Source organism: Thermomonas sp., from assembly GCF_041919455.1.
Classification (GTDB): Bacteria; Pseudomonadota; Gammaproteobacteria; order Xanthomonadales; family Xanthomonadaceae; genus Thermomonas.
Map to the genome: position 1 here is coordinate 1 of NZ_JAYRTQ010000024.1, position 26,325 is coordinate 26,325.

Below are 26,325 nucleotides of genomic sequence, written 5' to 3' on the forward strand. Positions count from 1 at the left end.
GCCCTTGCTCCTACCCGTGCTTGCGAGCACTCCGGCCTGTCGGCGTCCCGCACTCCGCTCTCACTTCACACACTAGGGCAAATCCAAGACACAAGCGGCGTAAGCCGCGACGATTCGTTCCGACGAAGCGAGGTCGCGGCTTACGCCGCTCCTGCAAGGGATGTCAGGCCGTGGCGGCGTGTGGGTGGAACGCTTCGGCCAGTCCGGGCCAGCGCTTAAGCACCGCGGCACGAATCCCGGCCGCATCCAGCCCGGCTTCGCTGAGCAGGTCTTCGCGGCTGGCGTGGTGCTGGAAGGCATCCGGCAGGCCCAGGTGCAGGATCGGCATCACGATGGCTTCGGCGGCCAGCAGTTCGGCTACGCCGCTGCCGGCGCCGCCGGCGACCACGTTGTCCTCGAGGGTGACGAAGCCTTCGTGGGTCTTCGCCAGTTCGAGCAGCAGCGCGCGATCCAGCGGCTTCACGAAACGCATGTTGACCACGGTCAGGCCGAGGTCTTCGCCAACCTGTTGCGCCGCCGGCACGATGGCGCCGAACGCGAGCAGGGCGATGCGCGAGCCGTTGCGGCGCAGCTCCGCCTTGCCGATCGGCAGCGTTTCGAGCGATGCGGAAATCGCAGTGCCGGGACCGGTGCCGCGCGGGTAGCGCACGGCGGCCGGACCTGCGTGCCTGTAGCCGGTACTTAGCAGCTTGCGGCACTCGTCCTCATCGGCCGGGGCCATCACGACCATGTTCGGCACGCAGCGCAGGAAGCTGAGGTCGAGGTTGCCGGCGTGGGTCGCGCCATCGGGACCCACCACGCCGCCGCGGTCGATCGCGAACAGCACGTCGAGCTTCTGGATCGCGACGTCGTGGACCAGCTGGTCGTAGGCGCGCTGCAGGAAGGTCGAGTAGATCGCGACCACCGGCTTGGCACCTTCGCAGGCCATGCCGGCGGCCAGCGTCACCGCATGCTGCTCGGCGATGGCGACGTCGAAATAACGCGCCGGGTATTCCTGGCTGAAGCGCACCAGGCCGGAGCCTTCGCGCATCGCCGGGGTGATCGCCAGCAGCTTGTCGTCCGCCGCTGCCATGTCGCACAACCAGTCGCCGAAGACATCGGTATAGGTCGGTTTCTTCGCGCCGGTCTTCGCCACCAGCCCCTTCTCGGGATCGAAGGGCGAGACCGCGTGGTAGCCGATCTGGTCGCCTTCGGCGAGCTCGTAGCCCTTGCCCTTGGTGGTGATGACATGCAGCACCTGCGGGCCCTTCAGGCCCTTGAGCATGGTCAGCACGCCGTGCAGCGCATCCACGTCGTGGCCGTCGATCGGACCGGTGTAGTGGAAGCCCATTTCCTCGAACAGGGTGGAGGGCACGAACATGCCCTTCCAGTGCTCCTCCCAGCGCCGCACGAAACGCGCGGTGCCGCTGCTGCGCTTGTCGCCGAGCAGCTTCTTGCCGCCCTCGCGCAAGGCGTTGAGCGTCTTGCTGCCGGTCATCCGCCCGAGCATCTTGGTCAGCCCGCCGACCGCCTCGCTGATCGACATGCGGTTGTCGTTGAGGATCACCAGCAGGTTGGGTTCCTCGTCCATGCCGCCGGCGTGGTTGAGCGCTTCGTAGACCATGCCCGCGGTCATGGCGCCGTCGCCGATCACCGCGACCACCCGGCGATCGTTGCCGGCGCGCGCGTTGGCGATGGCCATGCCCAGCGCGGCCGAGATCGAGGTGGACGAATGGCCCACGCCGAAGGTGTCGTACTCGCTTTCCTCGCGCTTCGGGAACGGCGCCACGCCGTCCTTCTGCTTGACCGTGTGGATCGCGTCGCGACGCCCGGTGAGGATCTTGTGCGGGTAGCTCTGGTGGCCCACGTCCCAGACGATCCGGTCTTCCGGCGTGTCGTACAGGTAGTGCAGCAGCGTGGTCAGTTCCACCACGCCCAGGCCGGCGCCGAAGTGGCCGCCGGACTTGCCGACCGACTCGATCAGGTAGCCGCGCAGTTCGTCGGCGATGGCGCGCAGCTCGGAAGGCTCGAAGGTGCGCAGGTCGGCGGGGCGGTCGATCCGGGACAACCGGGGATAGCGGGTAGCGTCGATCATGCCGCTATTGTCCCCCCGCCTGCGGGAAGGGGCAATGAAGCGGGCAGATGCGGCATCCGCGATAACGTAGGGGCAGGCCCCCGTGCCTGCCCTGAAAGCAGGGCAGGCACGGGGGCCTGCCCCTACGATCAACGCATCCGGATCACCAGATCACGACGTGCCTGTCGCCATCGCGGGCCATCGGGTCGCCGACCTTGCAGCCGAACGCCTGGGCGAAGGCCGGCATGTTGGACGGCGCGCCGATGGCGCGGTACTCGGCCAGGGCGTGCTCGTCGGTCTGCAGGCGCTGCTCAAGCTCCTCCGGGGTGAAGTTGCGGCGCCACACGGTGGCCCAGCCGTAGAAGAAGCGCTGATCGCGGGTCAGGCCGTCGATCTTCGGGTCGGGCTGGCCGGCAGTGGCCTTGGTGAAGGCATCGTAGGCCGTGGCCAGGCCGCCGAGGTCGGCGATGTTCTCGCCCAGCGTGTGGTTACCGTTGAGGGCCTTGCCGTTGCTCGCCTTGTAGTCGTTGAACTGCGCGACCAGCTTGCCGGTGCGGGCCTTGAAGCTGTCCAGGTCGGCCTGCGTCCACCAGCCCGGCGAATCGAGCATGGTGCCCTTGGCGTCGAAGCGGCTGCCCTGGTCGTCGTAGCCGTGGGTCATCTCGTGGCCGATCACAGCCACGATGCCGCCGTAGTTCAGCGCGTCATCGGCCTTCGGATCGAAGAACGGCGGCTGCAGGATCGCGGCCGGGAAGGTGATCTGGTTGGCCAGCGGGTTGTACTGCGCGTTGACCGTCTGCGGGCGCATGCCCCATTCGGTCTTGTCGACCGGCTGGCCGATCTTGCCGATGTCCCACTTGTAGTTGAACTTGCGCGCGGCCATGACGTTGCCGATGTAGCTGTCGCGGCTGGTCGACAGGCCGGTCCACTCGCGCCACTTGTCCGGGTAGCCCACGCGCGGCTGGAACGAAGCCCACTTCTCCAGCGCCTTCTTCTTGGTGTCGGCGCTCATCCATTCCAGGCCCTCGATGCGCAGCTTCAGCGCGTCGCCGAGGTTCTTGATCAGGGTTTCCATCTTGGCCTTGGACTCGGCCGGGAAGGCGACCTTCACGTACATCTGGCCCAGCGCTTCGCCGACCTGGCCGTCGATGGTGCCGAGCACGCGCTTGCCGCGCTCGCGCAGTTCCTTCTGCCCGCCCAGGGTCTTGCCGTAGTACTCGAAGTTGGCCTGCACGAAGTCGCTGGAGAGGTAAGGGGCTGCGCCATCCAGCAAGTGGAACTTCAGGTAGCTCTTCCACTGCGCCGCCGGCACGTCGGCCAGCATCTTGCTGACTTCGGCGTGGTAGGCCGGCACCGACAGCGAGAACATCGCCGGCACCGCAACGCCCTGCGATTCGAACAGCTTGGTGAAGGGGAAGTTCGGCGACAGCTTGTCGGCATCGGCCGGGCTGATCGGGTTGTAGTACAGGCCGACATCGCGCGAGAACTCCTCGCTGGACTTGCTGACCTTGGCCAGTCGCGCCTCGAAGGCCAGTATGTCCTTGGCCTGCGTCGCCGCCTCGGCGGCCGGCATGCCGGACAGCTCCAGCAGCTTGGTCGCATACGCGACGTAGGCATCGCGGATCTTCTGGTACTCGGGCTTGCTGTAGTACGGCACGTCCGGCAGGCCCAGGCCGCCCTGGCCGGTGGCGGCGATGTTGATGTCGGAATTCTTGAAGTCCGGCATCGAACCGATGCCGATCAGGTAGCCGTTGCCCTCGGCCTCGGACGTGCGCAGGAATTCGGCGATGGCCGGACCATCGGCGAGCGCATCGATCTTCGCCAGTTCCGGCTTCAACGGTTCTACGCCCTGGGCGTCGATCTTCGCCTCGTCCATGCCGGTGGACCAGAAGTCGCCGACGATCTTGTCGACGCCGACGTCCGCGTTCTTCGCGGCGGCCTGCTCGGCCAGCTGGCGCTGTACGCCCAGCGAACGCTCCGCCAGCATTTCGAACGCGCCCCAGCTGCTGCGATCGCCCGGGATGGGATTGGCCGCCAGCCACTTGCCGTTGACGTGCCCGGCGAAGTCGACGCAGGCGCTCTTGCCGGCATCGAGGTCGGCCAGGGTGAACTGGTTGAACGGCGGCAGCTTGGATTCGTCGAGGGTGTAGGCGGGGGCTTCGGCCTTGGCGGTTCCGGTGCTGGCGGCAGCGGTCTCGGCGGGCTTCTGGCAGCCGGCGAGGGCGGCGCCGATGGACAGCGACAGCAGCAGGATCTTCGGGATTTTCACGGGCATGCGACTCCGGTGGTGCAAGGAAGAAGGGCGACGCACTGGCGTCGCGCGGGAACTCTAGCGAGCACGGGCGATGCCGGCCGGTGCCGGAGGTCACAACCTCCGGCGAGTGCCGACGAACGGGTGGCGCGCGGGGTTACGGGGTGAAGCGCGGATCGGTCAGCTTCATCTCGGTGAGCGGGCCGTAGGCCTTCATCCACTCGCGGATCTTCGCTGCATCGCCGATGGCGACGATGGCCAGGTCCTGGCTCTGCGGGAACACCGCGCGGGCGTCGGCGATCTGCGCCGGCGTGGCCGCGGCGATGTTGCCGAGGTAGCCATCGACCGCCTCGCGCGACTCGCCGTACAGGGTCATGTCGACCAGTTGCGCGGCGAGTTGCGGCGCGGTCTCCAGGCCCGGCGCGTACTGGCCGGCGACGTAGCGCTTGGCGGAGTCGATGGTCGCGCCGTCCAGCCCGTCCTTGTGCAGGCGATCGAGGGTGGCGATGGCGAGGTCGATCGCGGCCTTGGTGGTTTCGGTCTTGGTGAAGCTGCTGATGACCGCGGGGCCCGGCTGGGACGCGCGTTCGATGCCCGAGCGGGCGCCATAGGTCAGGCCGGACTTCACCCGCAGTTCGGTATTGAGCATCGAGGTGAAGCGCCCGCCGAACGCGGTCTGCACCAGGTCCTGCGCGGCTTCGGCGGGATCGCCCCGCTTGCTGCCGACATTGGCCAGCGCGAAGTAGGTCTGGGTGGCGCCCGGCTTGTCGACCAGCAGCACGCGGCGGCCGGTCTCGCGCGCCTTGGCGTCGACCCGGGGCAGGTTGCCGCTCGCCTTCGGCCATGCCCCGAACGACTGCTTCAGCTGCGCAGTCACCGCGTTGGCATCGAAATCGCCGGCGATGGCGATGACCAGGCGGTCGCCGCCCATCTGCTGCTGGCGGTAGGCCTGCAGGTCGGCGAGGGTGATCGTGGCCAGGCTGGTTTCGTCGCCACCGGTGGAGCGCCCGTACGGGTGGCCGCGGAACAGCCAGCCACCGGTGTAGGTGCCGATCAGCTGGCGCGGATCGGAGTCCTTGGCATTGGCGATGCCGTCGATCGCGCGCTTGCGCAGCTTGTCGAACTCGGCGGCGTCCATGGTCGGCCGCAGCAGCGCATCGGCGAGCAGGGACAGCATCAGCGCGCTGTCCTTGGACAGGAACTGCGCATTGGCGACGATCGCCTCGCGCGAGCTGCCGAAGCCCAGGCTGCCGCCCGCCCCATCGACGGCCTGCGCGAACTGCAGCGCGGTGCGGCTGCCGGCGCCCTTGGAGAGCATTTCGCCGAGCAGGTCGGCGGTGCCTTCCTTGCCGGGCGCATCGGCCAGCGCGCCGCCGCGCACGGCGATGTTGGCGGCGATCAGCGGGACATCCTTGCGCGGCATCAGCAGGACGGTGGCGCCGTTGTCGAGGGTGACGGTCTGGTAGTCGGGCAATTTGATGTCGGCGGCCATCGCACTGCTTAACGCGAATGCCGCGATCACTGCGAGGGAAACGGTGCGGAACAGGCTCATTTCGCGGCCTCCTTCTTGTCGGCAGTGGGTGCGGCGGCGACCGGCTTGAGCAGGCCGGTGGTGCGGTTCTGGATGCGCAGGATCCTCGATGCCAGCGCCTGCACGTCGGCGGCGCTGACGGCCTCGTACGCGGTGGGCGCATCGAACAGCTTGCGGTAGTCGCCGTTGAACACTTCGTACGTGCCCAATGCCCGCGCCTTGCCGTTGATCGTGGCCATGCCGCGCCAGAAAGCGGAGGCCTTGAGGTTGCGCGCCTTGTCGAGTTCGGCGGCGGTGACGCCGTCGCGGGCGATCTTCGCCAGTTCGTCGTCGAGCAGGGCCTCCACCTTCGCCATGTCGCCGCCTGGCGGCAGCATCGCGTACACCCACAGCAGGCCGGGGTCGAAGCCTGCCTCGGCGAACGCACCGGCCTGGGTGGCCGCCTGTTCCTTCTCGACCAGGCGCTGGTGCAGGCGCGAGGATTCGCCCTGCGACAGGATCGTGGTCAGCAGTTCCAGCGTGGGATAGTCCTTGCTGCCCGCGCCGATGCCGCTGTGGAAGGCATAGGCGACGATCGGCGATTGCGCGTCCGCCCGTTCCACCACCAGGCGGCGCTCGCCCAGCTGTTCCGGCTCGACGGTGGTGATCGGTGCCGGCGCGGGCTGTTTCGGCAGCGCGGCCAGGTACTTGTCGGCCAGCGCGAACACCTGCGCCGGCTCCACGTCGCCGGCGACCACCAGCACCGCGTTGTTGGGCGCGTAGTAGGTCTTGAAGAACTTCTTCAGGTCGTCGAGCTTCCACTGCTCGATGTCGGACGGCCAGCCGATGGTCGGGAACTGGTAGGGATGCGCGGTCCACGCGGTGGCCTGCATCTGCTCCATCAGGGTGCCGAAGTTGTCGTTGTCGATGCTGGAGCGACGCTCGCTGAAAACCACGCCGCGTTCGCTTTCGATCACTTTCGGATCGAACGACAGGTTGGCCATGCGGTCGCCTTCGAGGTCGAAGATCGTCTCCAGCGCGTTGCTGGGGAACCAGTCGGTGTAGATGGTCAGGTCGTTGCTGGTGCTGGCGTTGTTGCTGCCGCCGGCGGCTTCCATCTGCTTGTCGAACTCGCCCGGCGCGCGCCTGGTCGTGCCGTTGAACATCATGTGCTCGAAGTAGTGCGCGAGCCCGGTGATGCCCGGGTATTCGTTGCGGCTGCCGACCTTGTAGAAGGTGTAGTAGTTGGCGTTGGGGATGTCGTGGTCGGGCCAGACCACGATCTTCAGGCCGTTCGCCAGGGTCTTGCTGACGATGGCCTCGCTGCCCGGCACCTTCGCCGCCGGATTGGGCGTGGCAGCGGACGCCGCCACGGAACTCAGGCCAAGCGCGATCGCGCAGGCCAGTGACAACAGGCGCATGGGGTTCCCCTCGGTGGACGCATGGCGAATCGCGCACCATGCCCGGAACCCGGCGTGGTCGGCACCTGCCGGAAGTCGTGCCCGTGGCCTTGCCGGATCCCCACGGATCGGTCAGCGCGACCTGAACGCGTGCCAGAGCGGCGTGCGGATGCGCAACGCCACCAGCGTCAGGCTGCCGATCAGCAGCACGCTGTACTCCATGCCGTTGCGGCCGGCGCCGACCACGAACCAGCCTTCCGGCGCATGCACCAAGACGATGCCCATCGCGTAGATCGCCATGAACAGCAGGGCGAACGGACGCACGCAGACCCCGATCGCCAGGCAGGCCGAGCCGACGACCTCGCCGATGGTGACGCCCCAGGCTACCGCATGCGCCAGCGGGATGCCCTGGGTGGCCAGCCAGTCGCCGAATCCCGATGAGGTCCCGGCATGCAGCCGGTACCAGCCGTGGATGCCGATCAGGAGAGCGATCAGCAGGCGGAAGCCGAGCAATGCGCAATCGGGTCGCGCGACGGCGGGAGGTGTGTCGTTCATGTCGAATCGGCCTCGTTGGCGGATGGAACGAAACGGGATGCGCGCGCGGCGTCATCGGCGGCGACAACCAGCAGCATCGCCAGCAGGGCCACGCTGTATTCGCTGCCACCCACGCCGTGCTCACCGACGAACCAGCCGTTATGGCGATGGATCAGCACGATCCCGACCGCGACGATCACCGCCAGGCCGCTGGCGGCCCAACGCACGCCGCGGTTCAGGATCAGCAGGCTGCCTGCACCGAGTTCGTAGAAGGTGATCGCCAGCACCCAGGCCTGCCCGTGCGGGAATCCCTGCGATTCCATGAACGTGCCGAATTGCGGGATCGTGCCGAGCACAAAGCGCATCGACGCATGCGCCATGAACAGCAGGGCGGTGACCAGGCGCAGGAGGCGCAATGCATCGGGAAGTGGCCACCACGGGAATCCGGATGCCGGGCCGATGGCCGCAGGAAGAAAAAAGACGCGGGACGAGTGTTGCCTGTCCCGCGCTTCCAGGGGAGGGGTGGCGGCGCTCATGGACTCAGAACGCGTACTGCAGCATCAGGCGCACCGCGCGCGGCGCCTGGAAGCTGGTCGGGATGCCGTAGACCGTACCGAACAGCGAGCTGCCTTCGTTGGTCTCTGCGGTTTCCACCACGCTGGTCACGGTGCGCGTGTTGAACACGTTGAACACATCGAGCTTGAAGGTGAGGCGGTCGTCCGCGAACGCGGGTTTCCAGACCACGTTGAGGTCCAACTGGCGTTGCCACGGCGTGCGGCCGGCACTGCCGCGCGGAACGATCTGGGTGCCATTGTCGAGCACGCCGTCGCCGTCGGTATCGGTGCCCGGCGTGTTGCTGCAGGAGAAGTACGAGTTGCCGTAGTGCAGCGGGTCGTTGCCGTACACGCCGAAGCAGTTGATCGGCCGGCCGGACTGCACCAGCAGGTTGCCGCCGATCGACCACTGCTCGTTGAGGTCGTAGTTTCCGAACACCTTCAGCGTGTGCTTGCGGTCGTTCGGCAGCGGGCCGTCCGCGCCCAGCATCAGTTCGCGATAGTCGAAGTCCTGGGTGGTGCCGGTGTCGGCCTGGCCGATGTCGGACTTGATGCCGCCCTCGGTATTGCCGGTGCTGCGCGCCCAGGTGTAGGAGCCCTGCAGGAACAGCTTGTCCCAATGCCCCTCGAAGAAGAACTCGGCCGCCGAATATGTGCGCTTGGCCTTGGGGCCCAGCGTGTCGGCGTCGATGGTGACTTTCTCCAGCGTGCCGTTGCCGTCGATGTCGATGTTGAACACGCCGTCGCTGCCCGGGTTGTACAGGTGGCAGAAGGTGAAGCCAGGGTTGATGAAGGCGATCTCCTTCGGGACCGTGCTTGCCTCCGGCGGTTGGAAGGGATCGCCGTCGGGGTCGACGAAGCCGTTGTCGATCGCCCAGTCGTAGATCGCACGCTCGTCGCAGTTGTCGTCGATCGCGCGGCGCAGGTCGCGATACACCGTGCGCAGGCCGAACGACCAGTGCTCGTCCATCTGCTTCTGGAAGCCCAGGATGAATTCGTCCTGGTACATCGGCTGCAGGTTCTCGGAGGCGATGGTGCGCGGATCCTTCTGCGCGCCGAATTCATTGTTGAGGTAAGTGATGGGGGTGAACGGCGTGGCACCGACCGGTGCACCGGTGGCGGGATCCACGCTGTCGTAGAAGAACAGTTGCTGGCTGAAGATCGACGCACTGGCACCGCGGATCGCCACCGTCGCGGTCAGCGGCAAGGCGTAGCGCCCGGCGTTGCCGAAGATCTTCAGCGAGGCATCGCCCTTCACGTCCCATGCGAATCCGAGCCGTGGTCCCAACTGGTTGTCGATGGAGGCATAGGACTCGCCGTTGCCGTTGCGGTTGTCGAAGCTGTCCCAGCGCAGGCCCGCGTAGGCGAGGAAGTTCGGCGTGACCTGCCAGCGATCCTCGATGTAGAACGCGCGCTGGTCGACGTCGACGGTGGCGCCGTTCTTGAACACCACGTTGACCACGAAGTCGATGTCGTCGTCGTTGAGCGGCACGCCATCGGGATCGATGGTGGCGTAGTTCCAGACCTGTCCGCCTTCGATCGCGCCGCCGGCCACCGAGGTGAAGCGGTCGGCATCGACGCCGAAGCGCAACTGGTGATCCCCGAGCAACCATTCGGCATCCACCCGGAGTTGCTTGCGGGTATCGCCGGCGTCGGGTCGTCCCAGGGTGCCGCCGATGAAGTCGCAGCCATGGATCGCCGGTGTTGCCCCGAGCAAGGTGGAGTTGCGCTGGTCGACGATCACCGGGCAACCGGTGTCGGGCGCGTTGATATCGCCCGACCATTCCTGGCGCGTGCCGTTGGCGGAAATACCGTAGATGCCGCGGCTGAACTTGCCGCGTCCCAGCAGCGCGGACAGGGTGAAGCTGTCGCTGAGGTAGCCGGTGTACTTGAGCGCGTGGCTGGTGCCACCCTGTTCTGTGTAGACAGTGCCGAGCACGCCGGTGCGGTTGAGCACGCCTTCGTCGTTGGTGTGCACGACCTGGGTGGTACGCGCGACATCCGAGAAGCTGGTCAGTTCCAGCAGGTGATCCTGCGACAGGTTCCAGTCCATCTTCAGCAACCACGTGGGCGAACGCGTGCGCGTGTTGGCGTTGATGCCGGCGTTGACGTCGTTCCAGGTATCGCCGTCGTTGCGGGCGAACTGCACCAGGCCGTAGGCGAACAGGCGATCGCGGACCAGCGCGCCGCCGGCCCACAGGGCGACGCTGGATTGTTCTCCATCGTCCCGTGAGTTGTCCTGCAGCAGGTCGCCGTTGTTGAGATGGATGTCCGGGGCCTTGCCGGCCAGCGAGGACGGCGTCCAGTAGATCGCCCCACCCGCGGAGAAGTCGTTGGTGCCGCGGCGGGTGATGAGGTTGACCACGCCGCCGGTGGAGCGGCCGAACTCGGCGCCGTAGCCGCCGGTCTTGACCTGTTGCTCGGCGATCGCCTCGAACGGGATCTGCGCGAAGACGAGGTTGTTGAACGCATTGGTGATGTTGAAGCCATTGACGTAGTACGCGTTCTCCGCCACCGACGAGCCGCCGAACGAGGCCAGGTTGCCGAACGCGGCATCGCCGCGCACCGTGCCGGGTGCGAGCAGGGCGACGCTGGTGGCGTCGCGCGCCACCGGGATGCTGGCGATCTGCTGGGCGGACAGGATCGTGGTGGATTCCACCGACGACACGTCGACCGGGTTGATGCTGCCGGCGCGCACGGTCACCGCGTCGAGCGTGGTGGTGTCGTCGCTCGGGAAATCGACCTGGGTGCCGGTGCCCACGCTGACCGCCACGCGCTCGCGCACCCGGGTGCTGCCATCGGCACGGTGCACGGTCACCGTGTAGGTGCCGGAAGGCGTTTGCGGTGCGCGGAACCCACCATCCGCACCGACGCTGATTTCGCGGCGATAGCCGGTCGCGGCGTTCTCGATCACCACCACGTCGCCCTGCGCCGCATGGCCGTGGATGGCGCCTGCGGTGTTGCTCTGCGCGGAGGCAAGGCCGGCGATGCCCAGGCCAATGGCGAGGGCCAGGGTGGTGCGTTTGCGAGTGACGGTGCGGATGGTGGCAGGCATGCGGGTTCCCCGGGTGGCGTGTCGCGATGGTGGTCGTGCGACGAAACTCCCCGGCAGCGATGGTTCCGACAAGCGTCGTGGGACGAACCGCACCACGCTCGCGGCGAACACCACCGCTGCGATTGCGGCTGGCGAGGGCCGGCGTTAGCGTTGCCGCATGGAGTCCGCCGAACAGACCCGTTGGTTGTCGTTGCCGCCGCGCTCGTGGTGGGGGCTGTGGCTGTCCGCCTTTGTCGGCTGGACGGCATACGGACTGCTCTACGCGCACCAGGTGATGTCGATGGCCGCGGACATGGGCAAGCAGTACGCCTGGGCCGACGTGCTGCGCACCAGCCTGGTCGGGATGTGGGGTTGGGTGCCGCTCACGGTGTCGCTGTTCTGGCTGGTGTCGCGCGTGCCGATCCGCCGCGGCAACGTGGCCCGCGCCTGCAGCATCCTGATGCTGGCTGCGTTCGCGATGGTCGTGGTGCGCGCGGTGTTCATCCACACGCTGGATCCGTGGATCGGCTGGTACGACAGCCCGCCGGATTTCTGGTCCGACGTGATGCCGACCAGCCTCTACAGCAACGTGCTGATCAGCTGGATCATGATCGGCATCGCCCATGCGCTGCTGTTCTCCGACGAGGCGCGCGCGCAGGAGCGGCGCGCGGCGGAACTGCAGGGATTGCTGGCGCAGGCGCGGCTGGACGCGATCGCCGCCCAGCTCAATCCGCATTTCCTGTTCAACGCGCTGAATTCGATCGCCGAGCTCGTCCACCACGACGCCGACCGCGCCGACCGCATGCTGGTGGGCCTGTCGGCGCTGCTGCGGCGAAGCCTGGACAGCTCGCGCCTGCAATGGGTCAGCCTGCGCGAGGAACTCGACTTGCTGGCGCAGTACCTGGAGATCGAGAAGGTGCGGCTGGGCGAGCGCATGCAGGTGCACTGGCGCGTCGCCGCGGACTGCCTGGACGAAGCCGTGCCGCCGCAATTGCTGCAGCCGCTGGTGGAGAACGCAGTGGTGCACGCGATCGCGCGGCGGATCCGCCCCGGTAGCGTGCGCATCGGTGCCGGCCTGGCGGGCGGTGCGCTGTGGCTGGACGTGGAGGACGATGGTGCCGAGGGCCTGCCGGACGTCGAGGGCAACGGCATCGGCCTGGCCAATACCCGTGCGCGCCTGCAGGCGCTGTATGGCGACGATGCATCGTTGTCGATCGAGGCAACGGCGACCGGCGGTACCCGCGTGAGCCTGCGCCTGCCGCGCCAACAGGCGATGCCTGCGGGTGTCCATGATGCGCCTGTGCGCAACATGCGCTTCGACGAAGTCGCCTTGCCATGAGCGCATTGCGCGTGGTGATCGCCGATGACGAGCCGCTGGCGCGCCTGCGGCTGCGCCGGTTGCTGGGGACGATCCCGGGCCTTGATGTCGTGGCGGAGTGCGCCAGCGGCATCGAGGTCATGCAACTGCTGCCGGACTGTCCCTGCGACCTGCTGTTCCTGGACATCCAGATGCCCGGCGCCGACGGCTTCCAGGCGCTGGAGCACGTGGTCGCGCGGCCGTGCGCGGTGGTGTTCGTCACCGCGCATGCCGAGCACGCCGTGCGCGCCTTCGACGTGCAGGCGGTGGACTACCTGCTCAAGCCGATTTCCGCCGACCGCCTGCTGCAGGCGCTGGAGCGCGTGCAGCGCGCGCTTGCCAGCGAAGCCGCCATCATCGCCACGCCGGCCATCCCGCGGCGGCTGGCCCTGCCGATCGGCCGGCGCATGCAGATGGTCGAACTGGACGAGCTCGATTGCGCGCTGGCGCAGGCCAACTACGTCGAGCTGAAGGTCGGCGCGCGCAGCTTCGTGCTGCGCGAGACCATCAGCGGCTTCCACGCGCGGCTGGATCCGCAGCGCTTCCTGCGCATCCATCGCTCGGCGATCGTGCGCATCGATGCGATCCGCGAGATCGAACCGCTGGCCTCGGGGCGTTACCGGGTCAACCTGCACAGCGGCCAGCGCCTGGTCTCCGGTCGCAGCTACCGCGATGCCCTGCGTGCGGCGCTGGGGCTGGCCCCCGAGCCGTCGATCTCGGTCTACGCGCGCGGCTGACCCGCTGCGGTAACCTGCCCTCCGGTTCGAGACGCGGATCACGCAGGAGCGGACGCATGCGCGTGCATTTCCATGGTGCGGCGGGCGAGGTCACCGGTTCCATGCACCTGGGGGAAGCAGCGGGGAAACGCCTGCTGCTGGATTGCGGGATGTGCCAGGGCAGCGCGGAGATGGAGGCGAGCAATGCCGATCCGTTTCCCTTCGATGCGGCGTCGCTCGATGCGCTGGTGATCAGCCATGCGCACATCGACCACATCGGCCGCGTGCCGCTGCTGGTCAAGCGCGGCTTCCGCGGGCCGATCTTCGCCCAACATGCGACCGCAGACCTGATGCCGATCATGCTGCTGGATTCGGCGTCGCTGGCGGAAAGCGATGCCGAGCGGTTCAATCGCCGCCGCGCGCACGGCGAAGCCGAGCGGCAACCGCTGTACACCAAGGACGACGTGGCCGACGCGATGGCGCAGCTGCGCGCGCTGCCCTACGACGCGCGCAACAGCATCCTCGACGGCGTCGAGATCGCGTTCCGCGATGCCGGCCACATCCTGGGCTCATCGATCGTCGAGCTGTGGGCGGACGGCAGGAAACTGGTGTTCTCCGGCGACCTCGGCCCGAAGGGCACGCCGATCCTGCGCGACCCCACGCCCATCGCACGCGCCGACCTGGTGCTGATGGAATCGACCTACGGCGATCGCAACCACAAGGATCGCGCGGACACGATCAGCGAGCTCGGCGGCATCCTTGAGCAGGCATGGCGCGACGGCGGCAACGTGCTGATCCCGGCATTCGCGGTGGGGCGTTCGCAGGAGCTGCTTTACTGGTTCGCCAGGTATTGGGACGAATGGAACATGTCGCGCTGGCAGGTGTTCCTGGACAGCCCGATGGCCGGCAAGGTGGTGCAGGTCTATGGCCGCCACCACGATCTCTTCGACGACGATGCCCGCGCGGTCTGGCGCGATGCACCGAACCCGTTCAAGTTGCCCAACCTGCACATCACCGCGTCCACCGAGGAATCGATGGCGATCAACCGTATCCAGCGTGGCGCGATCATCATCGCCGGCAGCGGCATGGCCAACGGCGGGCGCATCCTCCACCACCTGCGCAACAACCTGGGCCGGCGCGAGGCGCACGTGGTGTTCGTAGGCTACCAGGGCGCAGGCACCATCGGCCGGCGGCTGGTCGACGGCGCGAAGTGGATCCGCATCCATGGCCGCGATGTCCGGGTCAACGCGAGCATGCACACCGTCGGCGGGCTGTCCGCACATGCCGACCAACGTGGCCTGCTCGACTGGTTCGGTCATTTCGATCCCAAGCCACCGCTCGCGCTGGTGCATGGCGAGGACCAGGCGCGCGAGGCGCTTGCCGGCGAGATCGGCGAGCGCGACCGCATCGAAGTCGTGCTGGTGCGGCCGGGCATGACCCTCGACGCCTGATGTTCGGGTTCGGGCGCAGCGCGACCTTCCTGCTGCTCGCGTTGCTGGCGGAAATCGCGGGGACGGTGGGCGGGTTCGGCTCGTCGGTGTTCTTCGTGCCGGTCGCGAATGTCTATTTCGATTTCCAGTCGGTGCTGGGCATCACCGCGCTGTTCCACCTCGCCAGCAACATCAGCAAGCTCGGCTTGTTCCGTGGCGGCATCGACCGAGACATGTTGTTGCGATTGGGCCTGCCGTCGGTGCTGTTTGCGGTGCTCGGCGGTCTGGCCACCGCGTGGTTCCCCAGCCGCTGGCTGGAAGCCACGCTCGCGGTGTTCCTGCTGGCACTGAGCGGATGGATGCTGTTGCGGCCGCGCTGGCGGCTGGCGGCGACCACGCGCAGCGCCGTGCTGGGAGGCGCGTTGTCCGGCAGCATGGCGGGGTTGGTGGGAACCGGTGGCGCGGTCCGCGGGATGACGTTGGCCGCGTTCGACCTGCGCAAGGAGGTCTTCATCGCCACCTCGGCGGCGATCGACATGGCGATCGACCTGTCGCGCGCCGCGGTGTACGCGCGCAACGGCTACATCCATGCGCACGACCTTGTCTGGGTGCCGCTGCTGGCGGTCGTCGCCATCGCCGGCACCTGGATCGGCAAGCGCATCCTCGCGCGGATGCCGCAGGCGCTGTTCCGCCGCACCGCGCTGCTGCTGGTGTTTGCGATCGGGCTGGTGACGCTGGTGCAGGCGTTGCGCACATAATCGGGGCAAAGGGAGCGATGCCATGAGCGAACTCAAGACCCGTCCGACCGCTGCGTCGGTGTCGGAATTCCTGGCGCAGCAGGGCGACCAGCGCCGCGCGGATTGCGAAGCGGTGCTGCGGATGATGGAAGCCGCCACCGGCGAGCGCGCGGAAATGTGGGGCGCGGCGATCGTCGGCTTCGGCCGCTATGCGTATACCGGCAGCAACAGGAAAACCTTCGAGTGGCCCATCGTGGGGTTCTCGCCGCGCAAGAACGACCTGACCCTCTACCTCATGCCCGGCTTCGAGCAGCGCGCGGAACTGCTGGGCAAGCTCGGCAGGCACAAGACCGGCAAGAGTTGCCTGTACCTGAAAAAGCTCGCCGATGTCGACCTCGACACGCTGCAGGCATTGATCGACTGTTCGGTCGATGCGATGGCGCTGCAGCGGATCCGCCGCTGAGGGTCAGCGGCGCTTGCCGACGACCAGCGAGGACAGCAGGAACAACCCGCCCACCAGGCCGATGTTCTTCATGAAGTGCAGCAGTTGTGTGGCCTGCGCATTGCCCTGCAAGATCCAGAAGCGATACGAGAGTACGGCATCGACCAGCATCAGCAATGCACCCAGCAGCGCCATCGCGCGCAAGCGCCAGCCGGCGGCGATGGCGATGCCGAGCAGCAGTTCCCCTGCACTGAAGACGAGTGTGGCATTGGCGGTGGGCACGCCGTGGAATGCATGCCACAAGCGGTAGCCGCCCATCACGACGAACACGCTGGCCAACAGCCAGCTGGCGATGCGGATCTCGGGCTTCATGGCGGTGCCGGTCGTGAAGGAAGGCGCGAGGTTGTCATGGTGGCAGGCGGCGGGGAAGGGGGGGCGGGTGAACGGCAGATTCAGCCTTTTCGGACGGCAAGCCGGGGTTTCGCGTATCATCCGCCCCGTTCTGCGCACGGCTGATCGTTTTCCCGGTCACGCCTGCCGCCTCGGCGGCCTGCTTCTTCCATACGCCTTTCGTCGCGCAGACACGGCACCGAATCACCGGCGTCGTGCCATCGTCGACTCGCAGCGCGGTTCCAGGGAAACGCTCGGGTTCGTCCACGCCATCGCGTGGGCTTTCTGTACCGGAGCATTATCCAATGACGTTTGAATCCCTCGGGCTTGCGCCCGCGTTGCTGCGCGCGCTCGCCGACAACGACTACAACACCCCGACCCCGATCCAGGCCCAGGCGATCCCGCTGGTGCTGTCCGGCCGCGACGTGCTGGGCGGCGCCCAGACCGGTACCGGCAAGACCGCGGCGTTCGCGCTGCCGGTGCTCAACCGATTGTCGAAGGAAACCCCGCCGGCCGGCCCGCGCAAGCCGCGCGCGCTGGTGCTGGTACCCACCCGTGAGCTGGCGGTGCAGGTCGCCGACAGCTTCAAGACCTATGGCCGCCACCTCAAGCTCAACGTGACCACGCTGTTCGGCGGCGTCGGCATGCAGCCGCAGATCGAGCAGCTGCGCCGTGGCGTGGACGTGCTGGTGGCCTGCCCGGGCCGCCTGATCGACCACCTGGATCGCGGCAGCGTCAAGCTGGATGCGGTGGAAGTGCTGGTGCTGGACGAAGCCGACCGCATGCTCGACATGGGCTTCCTGCCGGCGATCAAGCGCGTCCTCAACCGCTTGCCGAAGCAGCGCCAGACGCTGTTGTTCTCGGCCACGTTCGAGGCGCAGATCAAGGCCCTGGCCCTGGAGTTCATGACCAATCCGGAACAGGTGCAGGTGGCGGCGCAGAACACTATCGCCCAGACCATCACCCACACCGCGCATCCGGTCGACGGTTCGCGCAAGCGCGACCTGTTGATCCAGATCCTGTCGCAGCGCCACACCGACCAGGTGCTGGTGTTCGGCAAGACCAAGCACGGTTGCAACCGCCTGGCCGAGCAACTGGAAGAAGCCGGCCTGCCGTCGGTCGCGATCCACGGCAACAAGAGCCAGGCTGCCCGGCAGAAGGCGCTGAAGGACTTCAAGTCCGGCAAGGCGCGGATCCTGGTGGCCACCGACGTCGCCGCACGCGGCCTCGACATCCCCGACCTGCCGCTGGTGATCAACCACGACCTGCCGATGGTCGCCGAGGATTACGTGCACCGCATCGGTCGCACCGGCCGCAACGGTGCCGTGGGCCAGGCGCTGTCGCTGGTGTCGCCGGAAGAAGGCGGCCTGCTGCGGCAGATCCAGCGCCTGCTGAAGGTCGACCTGGTGATGGACGTGGTGCCCGGTTTCGCGCCGAGCAAGCCGATCCGCCTGGATACGCCGATCCCGAAGAACGGCGGCAATGGCGGGCAACGTCCGCCGGGTCGCCCGGGCGCGGCCCCGCGTCCGCATGCACGTCCAGCGGCACGCGCCGGCCGTGCCGGTCCCAAGCAGCATCGGGCCGGCGGGCAGGCGGCTTACGCAGGCAAGCGCAACGCTCCGCGTGGTACGCGCGCCTGAGCCAAGCGACATCGCGATGACGAAGGGCCGGCATAGCCGGCCCTTTTGTTTGTACGGGTCGCATCACGAACTTGCACGCGTCGAGGCGGCGGCTGGGCCTGATTGCGGAAAGCGCGCCATGGATGGCGCGCGGCGGCGCCTCGAACAGGATGTTCGCAGAAGCCGAGCAGCAATCAGGCCCAGCCGCCCCCTCGGCGCTCGAGGAACTCAGCCTTCCGCAGCGTGCGCGCGCAATTCGTCGGCACGCGCACGGCCCAGGTAGCGATGGATGCCGGCACGCATCAGGTACAGCAACGGGATCAGGGCGATCGCCGCGAGCATCTTGTAAACGTAGTTGAGCGTGCCGACGGCCAGGAACAGCGAAGTGGGCCACTGCTGCGGACCGAGCACGAAGGCGATGTACAGCACCACGAAACTGTCGACGAGCTGCGACACCGCGGTCGAGCCGGTGGCGCGCAGCCAGGCATGGCGCTCGCCGGTGCGTGCGCGGATGCGATGGAAGACCTGCACGTCGATCAACTGGCCGACCAGGAAGGCGACGAGCGAACCGACGATGATCCACATGCCCTGGCCGAAGATCGCGGCGTAGGCGGTCTGGTAATCGGGCACGCCCTGGTCCTTCGCCGCGCCGACCCACCATGAGGCAGGGGCCAGGTGGATGGCGAGGTAGGCGAACACGAAGCTGTAGACGATCAGGCCCGCCGCCAGCCAGCTGATCATGCGCACGCCGCGCTTGCCGAAGTACTCGTTCACGGTATCGGTCATGATGAACACGATCGGCCACAGCAGCGTGCCGGCGGTGAAGTTCAGCGAGCCGCTCTGGCCGAACAGGTTCCACTCCAATGGCGCAATGCCGAGGGTGTCTTCCAGCGCGAAGATCTTGACCCCGATGAATTCCGCCAGCACCGCGTTGGCGCAGAAGAACGCGGCCAGGGCGACGAACAGGCGGGTGGCGCGATCGTCCAGCAATCGCAGTGGCGAAACGGAAGGGGTCGTGTCCATGCGCCGCAGTGTACGGTGGCTCGGACGGCCGTCGCGCCGCCGAGTCCGAGCGGTGCCTTACCCTGCCAACGATGGGACGATGACGAGCTTGCCGATCGCGTCGCGGCCCAGCAGCGCATCCAGTGCCTGCGCGGCGCCGGACAATGGATAGCGCGCCGAGATCAGCGGGCGCAAGGTGCGGTCGTGCAACCACGCCAGCAGTTGGCGGGTGTTGGCGGCATTAGCCTCGGGTTCGCGGCGGACGAATTCGCCCCAGAACACGCCGACCAGTGCGCTGCCCTTGAGCAGGAGCAAGTTGGTCGGCAACTTCGGGATGCCGCCGGCGGCGAAGCCCACCACCAAGTAGCGCCCGCCCCAGCCGACACTGCGCAGGGTCGTTTCGGCGATGTCCCCGCCCACCGGGTCGTAGACGATGTCCACGCCGCGGCCGCCGGTGAACATCTTCAGTTGTTCGCGGAAATCGTCGGTGGTGTAGTCGACGACCTCGTCCGCACCGCGTGACCGCGCTGCCTCGCGCTTGGCTTCGGTCGATGCCGCGGCGATCACCCGCAAGCCCATCCGCTTGCCCAGTTCCACCGCCGCCAGGCCCACGCCGCCTCCGGCACCCAGCACCAGCAAGGTCTCGCCGGGCTTCGCAGCGGCGCGATCCTTCAGCGCGTGGTACGACGTGCCATACGTGAGCAGGAAGCTGCCGACCAGTTCGAGTTCGTCATCGCTGGTGTCGTCGCGCAAGGCGACGACCTGCGCGGCATCGGCCAAGATTTCTTCCGCATACGCGCCGAACGGTGCGGTGCCGACCACCTTCTCGCCGACCGCGATGGAGGTCACGCCATCGCCAAGCGCGCTTACCGTCCCGGAAAACTCCGCGCCCGGCGAGAACGGGAAGTCCGGCTTGAACTGGTATTTGCCTGCGACCAGCAAGGCGTCTGGGAAATTGACGGCAGCAACCCGCACGCGAATGCGAACCTGGCCCGGCCCCGGTTCGGGGAGTGGAACATCCTTCACTTGCAGGGTGTCGGGCGTGCCCCAGGCATCGCAGACGACGGCTTTCATCGATGCATCTCCCTTCGTTTCAGAAGCGGCCTTCGGTGGCCTCGTACACGCGGTTGCGCAGGGCGACCAGGCGCGGGCCGAAGTCCTGCACGAGTTTTTCGCGAGTCATCACCGACAGCCGTCCGCTGACGTTGAAGGCGAAGCGGCGGGTGCGGTCCGCCGAGATCATCGGCACACCCACCGCAAAGACATCGGGATTCCAGTCGCCCAGCGAGAACACGAAGCCGTAGGTCTCGTAGTCCTGGCGCGCGCGCTCGATGCCGGCGCGGATCTGCGCCCATCCGGCCGGGCTCGAGGTGCGCTCGAGTTCCGCCAGGTAGCCGTCGAATGCGTCGCGCGAGCGCGCGGCGAGGTCGGCGCGGCCCAGCGCAGTGGTGCCATGCGGCACCCGTGCGCCTTTTTCCAAGCGCATGTTGAACATCGCATCGCCTTGGCAGACCTCCAGCAGCAGCATGCGCATGCCCTCGGGTACCGCCAGCATCACCGCCGCCTGGGTGTAGTCGGCCAGTTCCTGCATCAGCGGTTGGGCGATGCCGATGACATCGTGGCCGGCCATGTAGGCGTGGCCGAGGCCGAGCACGGCCGGCCCCAGTGCGTATTTCTCCAGCGTCGGCGAATACTCGAGGTAACCCAGCGTGGCCAGCGTCTGCGACAGCCGCGACACCGTCGCCTTGGGGAGGCGGGTGCGCCTGGCGATCTCCTGGTTGCCGAGATAGCGGTGTTCCGGATGGGAACGCACCTGTTCGAAGCAGCGCAGGATCGAGAAAGCGCGCGCCACCGAATTCACCAGTTGCGGATTGCGGCCCTCGGCGTCGGCCGCAAGCGATTGCGGGTCGCGCTTCGGGTTGCCCATCAGGCGGCATCCTTCGCAGCGTGCTTTTTCAGTTCCAGCCTGGCGATGGTGTCGCGATGCACTTCATCGGGCCCATCCGCAAGCCGCAGGGTGCGGTTGTGCGCCCAGGCCTTGGCCAGGAACGTGTCCTGGCTGACGCCGGCCGCGCCATGTGCCTGCACCGCCCAGTCGATGACCTTCTCTGCCGCCTGCGGCGCGATCACCTTGATCATCGCGATCTCCGCGCGCGCCGCCTTGTTGCCCACGGTGTCCATCATCCGCGCGGCGTTCAGCACCATCAGCCGCGCCTGGTCCAGCAGGCAGCGCGATTCGGCGATGCGCTCGCGCCAGATCGACTGGTCAGCGATCGCGCGTCCGAACGCATGGCGCGACGCCAGTCGCCGGCACATCGCCTCCAGCGCACGCTCGCCCATGCCGATCGCGCGCATGCAGTGGTGGATGCGCCCCGGCCCCAAGCGACCCTGTGCGATCTCGAAGCCGCGGCCTTCGCCGAGCAGCATGTTGGCCGCGGGCACGCGCACGTCGACCAGGTCGATCTCCATGTGCCCGTGTGGCGCGTCGTCGTAGCCGTAGACGTCCATCGCGCGGTTGACGCGGATGCCGGGCGTGTCGGCGGGCACCACGATCATCGAGTGGCGCTGGTGCGCCGCCGCGTTCGTGTCGGTGATGCCCATGACGATGTAGACCTCGCAGCGCGGATCGCCGGCTCCGGAGGCGAACCACTTGCGGCCATCGAGTACGTAATCGTCGCCGTCGCGGCGGATCCCGCATTGCAGGTTGGTGGCATCGGACGAGGCCACCGCCGGCTCGGTCATCAGGAAGGCAGAGCGGATGCGGCCGTCGAGCAATGGCTGCAACCAGCGCGCCTGCTGCGCCTCACCGGCGTAGCGCGCCAGGACTTCCATGTTGCCGGTGTCCGGCGCGCTGCAATTGAACACCTCGGGCGACCAGTACATGCGTCCCATCAGCTCGCACAGCGGCGCGTAGTCCAGGTTTGACAGGCCTTCCGGCGCATGCGCGGAGTTGGGCAGGAACAGGTTCCAGAGGCCTTGCGCGCGTGCCTCCGCCTTCAATCCTTCGATCACCTCGCTGGGCTGCCAGGGGTTGCCGGCCGCGCGGTTCGCGGCGTCCTCCGTGGCATAAGCGGCTTCCATCGGCCAGACGCGCTCCTGCAGGAAGGCATGCAACTGGCGGTGGAGTTCAAGGGCGCGAGGGCTGGGTGTGAGATCCATGAGTTTCATCATACGGAACACTGGTTCCGATATTGATCGGATCGTATGGCGCATCCGCGGTACGCGCAACTCCGCGATAAACATGAAGTCGTGCGTGCAGATCCAGCATTGCCTGATTTGCAGTGCTCCGGATGTCGGTTAAGATCATTCCGAATCACAGAATTGTATTCCACGATACGGAATATAAAGTCAAATGAATGAAACCGCCGCTCGCCCCAGCCTGCATGTCCTCGTTCGTCGCGAGGACATCGACGCCTCGCGCCTCGACGGCCGCGTGGTGGTGGTGATCGACGTGCTGTTCGCGACCTCGACCATCGTGCATGCGCTGGCCAGCGGCGCGTCGCGGGTCTACCCGGCGTTCGATGCCGACGATGCCCGGCGCGCAGCCGCTGCCCGCCCTGGCGCGCTGGTGGCCGGCGAGTACCTGGCGCAGACCCTGCCGGAACATGCGCCGGCTACGCCGCTGGCCTTGGCCACCTGCCTGCGCGACGGCAGCGAGCTGGTCTACTTCACCACCAACGGCACCCGCGCCATCGCGGCGTGCGAGGGCGCGGCGGCGGTCTATGCCGGTGCGCTGACGAATGCCGCTGCGCTCGCCAAGCACATCGCCGCCACGCATCCGGGCGTGCCGGCCCTGCTGGTCTGCGCGGGTTCGGTGGGGCGCTTGTGCCTGGAAGACTTCATCGGCGCGGGTCACCTGGTGCGGGCGTTGCGCGCCAAAGGCGACTACGCGCTCACCGATGCCGCAATGGCGGCTGCGTTCGCTGTCGGTGGTGCAGACATCGACCAACTACTGAACGCATCGCGGGTGGGACGGATGCTGTCGCGAGCAGGGTTGGACGACGAAATCGCGCATGCCGCAGCCTGCGATTCCAGCGCGGTCGTGCCGGTCCTGCGCGACGGTGTGATGGTGAGGGCGACCGCGTGAGCGCGCCTTTGCTGTTTCCCGACGTCGAAGGCAATGCGTCGCGACTGCAGGCCTGGTTGCAGGACCGACTGGAAGGCTTCGGCGGGGTGATGGAGATCGATCGCCTGCACGGCGGTCGCTCGAATCCCGGCTGGCGCCTGCGCACCGCGCAACGCGATTGCGTGTTGCGCGCACGTCCTGGGCCGCGCGCCAACCTGTTGCCGTCCGCGCATGCAATCGAACGCGAATTCCGCGTGCAGCAGGCGCTGGCCGGCAGCGCGGTGCCGGTGGCCACGATGCATGCGCTGTGCGAAGACGAATCCCTCATCGGCGCCGGCTTCTACGTGATGGACTTCGTCGATGGCGACATCCTGCGCGAGCAGTCGCTGCCCGGACTGGAACCCGCGCAGCGCGCCGAGCGCTACGACGCCATGAATGCCGGCATCGCTGCGTTGCACCTGCTCGACATCGATGCGCTGGGCCTGCGCGACTACGGCCGTCCCGGCCAGTACTTCGCCAGACAGATCGATCGCTGGACGCGCCAATACGCCGCCAGTCGCGATGGCGAGATCGCCGACATGGACAAGCTGATCGCGTGGCTGCCGCTGCATGTCCCGCGCGAAGAAGGCGAACCGGTGGCGCTGGTGCACGGCGACTTCCGCATCGACAACATGGTGTTCGCCCGCGGCGAACCGCGCCTGCTGGCGGTGCTGGACTGGGAGTTGTCCACGCTGGGTCACCCGCTGGCCGATTTCTCCTATCACGTGATGAGCTGGCACATCGCGCCGACGGCGTTGTCCGGACTGGGCGGGCTGGATCTGGACGCAATTGGCATTCCGAACGAGCAGGCTTACGTGCAGGCGTACGAGCGCCGAACCGGGATGACGGTCGGCGGGCATTGGGATTTCAGCCTCGCCTACAACCTGTTCCGGTTGGCCGCGATCCTGCAGGGCGTGGGCGCGCGCGCGCGCGCCGGCATGGCCACCGACCCCGCCGCGCTGCAGTTCGCTGCGCAGGTGCCGTACCTCGCCGCGCTCGGCTGGGGCTTCGCGCAACGCGCCGGCAACAACGCATGAGTCGTTGCCGCATTTCCCTCCACGCCAAGGTGCAGAGGCCGACATGGCTGTAACCACGATTTCGCGCGACGGCATCGCCGTCATCACCTTCGACAATCCGCCGGTCAACGGCATGGGCCTGGCGGTGCGCCGCGGCATGGCGGATGCGCTCGCCGCCGCCAATGCCGACGACGCGATCGCCGGCATCGTCCTCACCGGTGGCGGCAAGGTGTTCTCCGGCGGCGCCGACATCAAGGAGTTCAACACGCCGCGCGCTGAGCAGGCACCGAACCTGCACGACGTGATCGCCGCGGTCGAAGCCAGTCCCAAGCCGGTCTGCATCGCCATCAACGGCACCACGCTGGGTGGCGGGCTGGAGCTTTCGCTGGGCGCGAACTACCGCGTCGCGGATGCGAAGGCCGAGGTGGGCCTGCCGGAAGTGAAGATCGGCATCCTGCCGGGCGCCGGCGGCACCCAGCGGCTGCCGCGCGTGGTCGGGCTGGAAACCGCGCTGAACATGATCGTGTCCGGCGCCTCGGTGCCTGCGGGCAAGCTGGCGCGCACGGCGTTGTTCGACGTGGTGGTCGATGGCGACGTGGTCGATGCTGCCGTCGCGTTGCTCAAGGAAAAAATCGCCGCAGGTGGGCCGCATCCCCGCATACGCGACCGCAAGGTCGAACATGACGATGCCGAAGCCTTCATCGCCTGGGCACGCATGGGCGTGGCTGCGGCCTCGAAGAACTTCCCGGCGCCGTTGCGTTGCGTGGACGCGGTGGCGGCGTCGCTGAAGCCGTTCGATGCCGGTATGGCGGTCGAGCGCGAAGGCTTCACCGTGCTACTGAACTCGCCGGAGTCGAAGGCGCTGCGCCATGCGTTCTTCGGCGAGCGCGCGGCCGGCAAGATCGACGACATCGGCGCCGATGTGATGCAGCGCCCGATCGACCGGGTCGGCGTGATCGGCGCCGGCACCATGGGCGGTGGCATCAGCATGAATTTCCTCAATGCCGGCATCCCGGTCACGCTGGTGGAGACCACGCAGGAAGCGCTGGATCGCGGCGTCGCCACCATCCGCCGCAACTACGAGGCCAGCGCCAAGAAAGGCAAGCTGACCGACGAGCAGGTCGAGCAGCGGATGGCACTGCTGACGCCATCGTTGTCCTACGACGCGCTGGCCGACGCGGACCTGGTGATTGAAGCGGTGTACGAGGATTACGCGGTCAAGCAATCGGTCTTCGAGAAGATCGACGCGGTGGCCAAGCCCGGCGCGATCCTGGCCACGAATACCTCGACACTGGACGTGGACAGGATCGCGGCGTTCACCAAGCGCCCGCAGGACGTGCTGGGCCTGCATTTCTTCAGCCCGGCCAATGTGATGCGCCTGCTGGAAGTGGTGCGTGGCGCACGGGCCGCGAAGGACGTGATGGCCACCGCGATGGCGATGGCCAAGCGCATCCGCAAGACCGCGGTGGTGTCCGGGGTGTGCGACGGCTTCATCGGCAACCGCATGATCGAGCAGTACTCGCGGCAGGCCGGTTTCCTGCTGGAGGAAGGTGCGCTGCCGCAGCAGGTGGATCGGGCGATGGAAGCGTTCGGGTTTGCGATGGGACCGTTCCGCATGGGCGACCTGGCCGGCAACGACATCGGCTGGGCGATCCGCAAGCGGCGTTACGTCGAACAACCCGGCATGGTCTATCCGAAGAACGGCGACCTGCTTTGCGAGATGGGCCGCTACGGCCAGAAGACCGGCAAGGGCTGGTACGACTACGTGCCGGGCGACCGCACGCCGCATCCATCAGCCGAGGTCGAGGCGATGATCGTCGCGCAATCGAAGGAACTCGGCATCCAGCGCCGTGCGATCAGCGACCAGGAGATCGTCGAACGACTGGTGTATGCGTTGACCAACGAAGGTGCGCGCCTGCTCGAGGAGGGCATTGCGGCGCGCGCGTCCGACATCGATATCGTCTATCTGTCCGGTTACGGCTTCCCGGTCTGGCGCGGCGGGCCGATGTTCCATGCCGACCAGGTCGGTTTGTACAACGTGCTGGCGGCCATGCGCAGCTACGCGCGCGGCCACCGCGGCGAATGCTGGGAACCGGCGCCGCTGCTGGTCGAACTGGCCGAGGCTGGCCTCTCCTTCAATGATTTCGCCGCGCGCAAGCGCGCTGCTGCGTGAGG

The 26,325-nt window shown here is 67.4% G+C and carries 21 protein-coding genes; 9 read left to right on the plus strand and 12 right to left on the minus strand.

Annotation, left to right across the window (positions count from 1 at the left end):
* Positions 1-163 precede the first annotated feature (163 nt).
* The 7 genes from dxs to ACE3T8_RS13215 form a co-directional block, all read right to left on the minus strand.
* On the minus strand, positions 164-2,074 hold the full coding sequence (gene dxs / locus ACE3T8_RS13185; protein ID WP_374609663.1) for a 1-deoxy-D-xylulose-5-phosphate synthase: 1,911 nt from the start codon (positions 2,072-2,074) through the stop codon (positions 164-166).
* Positions 2,075-2,216: 142 nt separating this feature from the next.
* Positions 2,217-4,328 carry a M13 family metallopeptidase gene (locus ACE3T8_RS13190; RefSeq protein ID WP_374609664.1) on the minus strand — a complete coding sequence of 704 codons (2,112 nt, stop codon included), beginning with the start codon at positions 4,326-4,328 and terminating at the stop codon, positions 2,217-2,219.
* A gap of 133 nt (positions 4,329-4,461) precedes the next feature.
* The gene (locus ACE3T8_RS13195; protein ID WP_374609666.1) at positions 4,462-5,856 is read right to left on the minus strand and encodes a M16 family metallopeptidase; all 1,395 of its coding nucleotides are present in this window, start codon (positions 5,854-5,856) and stop codon (positions 4,462-4,464) included.
* Entirely contained in the window at positions 5,853-7,235 is a 1,383-nt protein-coding gene (locus ACE3T8_RS13200; protein WP_374609668.1) for a M16 family metallopeptidase, read from the minus strand. Before ACE3T8_RS13200 ends, ACE3T8_RS13195 begins: the two co-directional genes overlap by 4 nt.
* A 111-nt stretch (positions 7,236-7,346) precedes the next feature.
* Entirely contained in the window at positions 7,347-7,769 is a 423-nt protein-coding gene (locus ACE3T8_RS13205) for a DoxX family protein (protein WP_374609670.1), read from the minus strand.
* Complete coding sequence (locus ACE3T8_RS13210; protein WP_374609671.1) at positions 7,766-8,164, minus strand: DoxX family protein; 399 nt, start codon at positions 8,162-8,164, stop codon at positions 7,766-7,768. The genes ACE3T8_RS13205 and ACE3T8_RS13210 overlap by 4 nt, the downstream gene beginning before the upstream one ends.
* Positions 8,165-8,288: 124 nt before the next feature.
* Complete coding sequence (locus ACE3T8_RS13215) at positions 8,289-11,357, minus strand: TonB-dependent receptor plug domain-containing protein (RefSeq protein WP_374609673.1); 3,069 nt, start codon at positions 11,355-11,357, stop codon at positions 8,289-8,291.
* Positions 11,358-11,514: 157 nt separating this feature from the next.
* Here ACE3T8_RS13215 and ACE3T8_RS13220 point away from each other — a divergent pair, with 157 nt between their 5' ends.
* Genes ACE3T8_RS13220 through ACE3T8_RS13240 form a run of 5 tightly spaced genes read left to right on the plus strand, consistent with a single transcriptional unit; the run spans position 11,515 to position 16,039 of the window.
* On the plus strand, positions 11,515-12,675 hold the full coding sequence (locus tag ACE3T8_RS13220) for a sensor histidine kinase (RefSeq protein ID WP_374609675.1): 1,161 nt from the start codon (positions 11,515-11,517) through the stop codon (positions 12,673-12,675).
* A complete protein-coding gene (locus ACE3T8_RS13225) occupies positions 12,672-13,430 on the plus strand; it encodes a LytR/AlgR family response regulator transcription factor (protein WP_374609677.1) in 759 nt (252 codons plus the stop codon). The genes ACE3T8_RS13220 and ACE3T8_RS13225 overlap by 4 nt, the downstream gene beginning before the upstream one ends.
* 56 nt (positions 13,431-13,486) lie before the next feature.
* Positions 13,487-14,860, plus strand: a complete 1,374-nt coding sequence (locus ACE3T8_RS13230; RefSeq protein WP_374609679.1) for an MBL fold metallo-hydrolase RNA specificity domain-containing protein — start codon at positions 13,487-13,489, stop codon at positions 14,858-14,860.
* The gene (locus ACE3T8_RS13235; protein ID WP_374609681.1) at positions 14,860-15,597 is read left to right on the plus strand and encodes a sulfite exporter TauE/SafE family protein; all 738 of its coding nucleotides are present in this window, start codon (positions 14,860-14,862) and stop codon (positions 15,595-15,597) included. The genes ACE3T8_RS13230 and ACE3T8_RS13235 overlap by 1 nt, the downstream gene beginning before the upstream one ends.
* A gap of 22 nt (positions 15,598-15,619) precedes the next feature.
* Positions 15,620-16,039, plus strand: a complete 420-nt coding sequence (locus ACE3T8_RS13240) for a DUF1801 domain-containing protein (protein ID WP_374609682.1) — start codon at positions 15,620-15,622, stop codon at positions 16,037-16,039.
* 3 nt (positions 16,040-16,042) lie between these two features.
* Here ACE3T8_RS13240 and ACE3T8_RS13245 read toward each other — a convergent pair whose 3' ends face one another.
* Positions 16,043-16,390: a hypothetical protein gene (locus ACE3T8_RS13245; RefSeq protein ID WP_374609684.1), complete on the minus strand. Its 348-nt coding sequence runs from the start codon at positions 16,388-16,390 to the stop codon at positions 16,043-16,045.
* A gap of 323 nt (positions 16,391-16,713) precedes the next feature.
* Between ACE3T8_RS13245 and ACE3T8_RS13250 the strand changes: the two genes are divergently transcribed.
* On the plus strand, positions 16,714-18,048 hold the full coding sequence (locus ACE3T8_RS13250) for a DEAD/DEAH box helicase (RefSeq protein WP_374609686.1): 1,335 nt from the start codon (positions 16,714-16,716) through the stop codon (positions 18,046-18,048).
* Between the two features lie 207 nt (positions 18,049-18,255).
* Here the strand turns inward: ACE3T8_RS13250 and ACE3T8_RS13255 are convergent, their stop codons facing one another.
* From ACE3T8_RS13255 to ACE3T8_RS13270, 4 genes are read right to left on the minus strand one after another with little or no spacing between them, the layout of a single operon-like run.
* Positions 18,256-19,050 (minus strand): queuosine precursor transporter, encoded by a 795-nt coding sequence (locus ACE3T8_RS13255; RefSeq protein WP_374609688.1) that lies wholly within the window; start codon positions 19,048-19,050, stop codon positions 18,256-18,258.
* Between the two features lie 57 nt (positions 19,051-19,107).
* On the minus strand, positions 19,108-20,103 hold the full coding sequence (locus ACE3T8_RS13260; RefSeq protein WP_374609690.1) for an NADPH:quinone oxidoreductase family protein: 996 nt from the start codon (positions 20,101-20,103) through the stop codon (positions 19,108-19,110).
* 19 nt (positions 20,104-20,122) lie between these two features.
* Positions 20,123-20,956 carry an IclR family transcriptional regulator gene (locus ACE3T8_RS13265; protein ID WP_374609692.1) on the minus strand — a complete coding sequence of 278 codons (834 nt, stop codon included), beginning with the start codon at positions 20,954-20,956 and terminating at the stop codon, positions 20,123-20,125.
* Entirely contained in the window at positions 20,956-22,188 is a 1,233-nt protein-coding gene (locus ACE3T8_RS13270) for an acyl-CoA dehydrogenase family protein (RefSeq protein WP_374609694.1), read from the minus strand. The genes ACE3T8_RS13265 and ACE3T8_RS13270 overlap by 1 nt, the downstream gene beginning before the upstream one ends.
* A gap of 193 nt (positions 22,189-22,381) precedes the next feature.
* Between ACE3T8_RS13270 and ACE3T8_RS13275 the strand changes: the two genes are divergently transcribed.
* Genes ACE3T8_RS13275 through ACE3T8_RS13285 form a run of 3 tightly spaced genes read left to right on the plus strand, consistent with a single transcriptional unit; the run spans position 22,382 to position 26,323 of the window.
* Positions 22,382-23,116 (plus strand): 2-phosphosulfolactate phosphatase, encoded by a 735-nt coding sequence (locus ACE3T8_RS13275; RefSeq protein WP_374609696.1) that lies wholly within the window; start codon positions 22,382-22,384, stop codon positions 23,114-23,116.
* Entirely contained in the window at positions 23,113-24,171 is a 1,059-nt protein-coding gene (locus ACE3T8_RS13280) for a phosphotransferase family protein (protein WP_374609698.1), read from the plus strand. Before ACE3T8_RS13275 ends, ACE3T8_RS13280 begins: the two co-directional genes overlap by 4 nt.
* Positions 24,172-24,214: 43 nt before the next feature.
* Positions 24,215-26,323: a 3-hydroxyacyl-CoA dehydrogenase NAD-binding domain-containing protein gene (locus ACE3T8_RS13285; protein ID WP_374609700.1), complete on the plus strand. Its 2,109-nt coding sequence runs from the start codon at positions 24,215-24,217 to the stop codon at positions 26,321-26,323.
* Positions 26,324-26,325: the final 2 nt, after the last annotated feature.

Excerpts from the sequence above, each read along its gene's own strand:
- dxs (WP_374609663.1), bottom strand. The coding sequence starts at position 2,074 with ATGATCGACGCTACCCGCTATCCCCGGTTGTCCCGGATCGACCGCCCC.
- ACE3T8_RS13190 (WP_374609664.1), bottom strand. The coding sequence starts at position 4,328 with ATGCCCGTGAAAATCCCGAAGATCCTGCTGCTGTCGCTGTCCATCGGC.
- ACE3T8_RS13195 (WP_374609666.1), bottom strand. The coding sequence starts at position 5,856 with ATGAGCCTGTTCCGCACCGTTTCCCTCGCAGTGATCGCGGCATTCGCG.
- ACE3T8_RS13200 (WP_374609668.1), bottom strand. The coding sequence starts at position 7,235 with ATGCGCCTGTTGTCACTGGCCTGCGCGATCGCGCTTGGCCTGAGTTCC.
- ACE3T8_RS13205 (WP_374609670.1), bottom strand. The coding sequence starts at position 7,769 with ATGAACGACACACCTCCCGCCGTCGCGCGACCCGATTGCGCATTGCTC.
- ACE3T8_RS13215 (WP_374609673.1), bottom strand. The coding sequence starts at position 11,357 with ATGCCTGCCACCATCCGCACCGTCACTCGCAAACGCACCACCCTGGCC.
- ACE3T8_RS13220 (WP_374609675.1), top strand. The coding sequence starts at position 11,515 with ATGGAGTCCGCCGAACAGACCCGTTGGTTGTCGTTGCCGCCGCGCTCG.
- ACE3T8_RS13225 (WP_374609677.1), top strand. The coding sequence starts at position 12,672 with ATGAGCGCATTGCGCGTGGTGATCGCCGATGACGAGCCGCTGGCGCGC.
- ACE3T8_RS13230 (WP_374609679.1), top strand. The coding sequence starts at position 13,487 with ATGCGCGTGCATTTCCATGGTGCGGCGGGCGAGGTCACCGGTTCCATG.
- ACE3T8_RS13235 (WP_374609681.1), top strand. The coding sequence starts at position 14,860 with ATGTTCGGGTTCGGGCGCAGCGCGACCTTCCTGCTGCTCGCGTTGCTG.
- ACE3T8_RS13240 (WP_374609682.1), top strand. The coding sequence starts at position 15,620 with ATGAGCGAACTCAAGACCCGTCCGACCGCTGCGTCGGTGTCGGAATTC.
- ACE3T8_RS13245 (WP_374609684.1), bottom strand. The coding sequence starts at position 16,390 with ATGAAGCCCGAGATCCGCATCGCCAGCTGGCTGTTGGCCAGCGTGTTC.
- ACE3T8_RS13250 (WP_374609686.1), top strand. The coding sequence starts at position 16,714 with ATGACGTTTGAATCCCTCGGGCTTGCGCCCGCGTTGCTGCGCGCGCTC.
- ACE3T8_RS13255 (WP_374609688.1), bottom strand. The coding sequence starts at position 19,050 with ATGGACACGACCCCTTCCGTTTCGCCACTGCGATTGCTGGACGATCGC.
- ACE3T8_RS13260 (WP_374609690.1), bottom strand. The coding sequence starts at position 20,103 with ATGAAAGCCGTCGTCTGCGATGCCTGGGGCACGCCCGACACCCTGCAA.
- ACE3T8_RS13265 (WP_374609692.1), bottom strand. The coding sequence starts at position 20,956 with ATGGGCAACCCGAAGCGCGACCCGCAATCGCTTGCGGCCGACGCCGAG.
- ACE3T8_RS13270 (WP_374609694.1), bottom strand. The coding sequence starts at position 22,188 with ATGGATCTCACACCCAGCCCTCGCGCCCTTGAACTCCACCGCCAGTTG.
- ACE3T8_RS13275 (WP_374609696.1), top strand. The coding sequence starts at position 22,382 with ATGAATGAAACCGCCGCTCGCCCCAGCCTGCATGTCCTCGTTCGTCGC.
- ACE3T8_RS13285 (WP_374609700.1), top strand. The coding sequence starts at position 24,215 with ATGGCTGTAACCACGATTTCGCGCGACGGCATCGCCGTCATCACCTTC.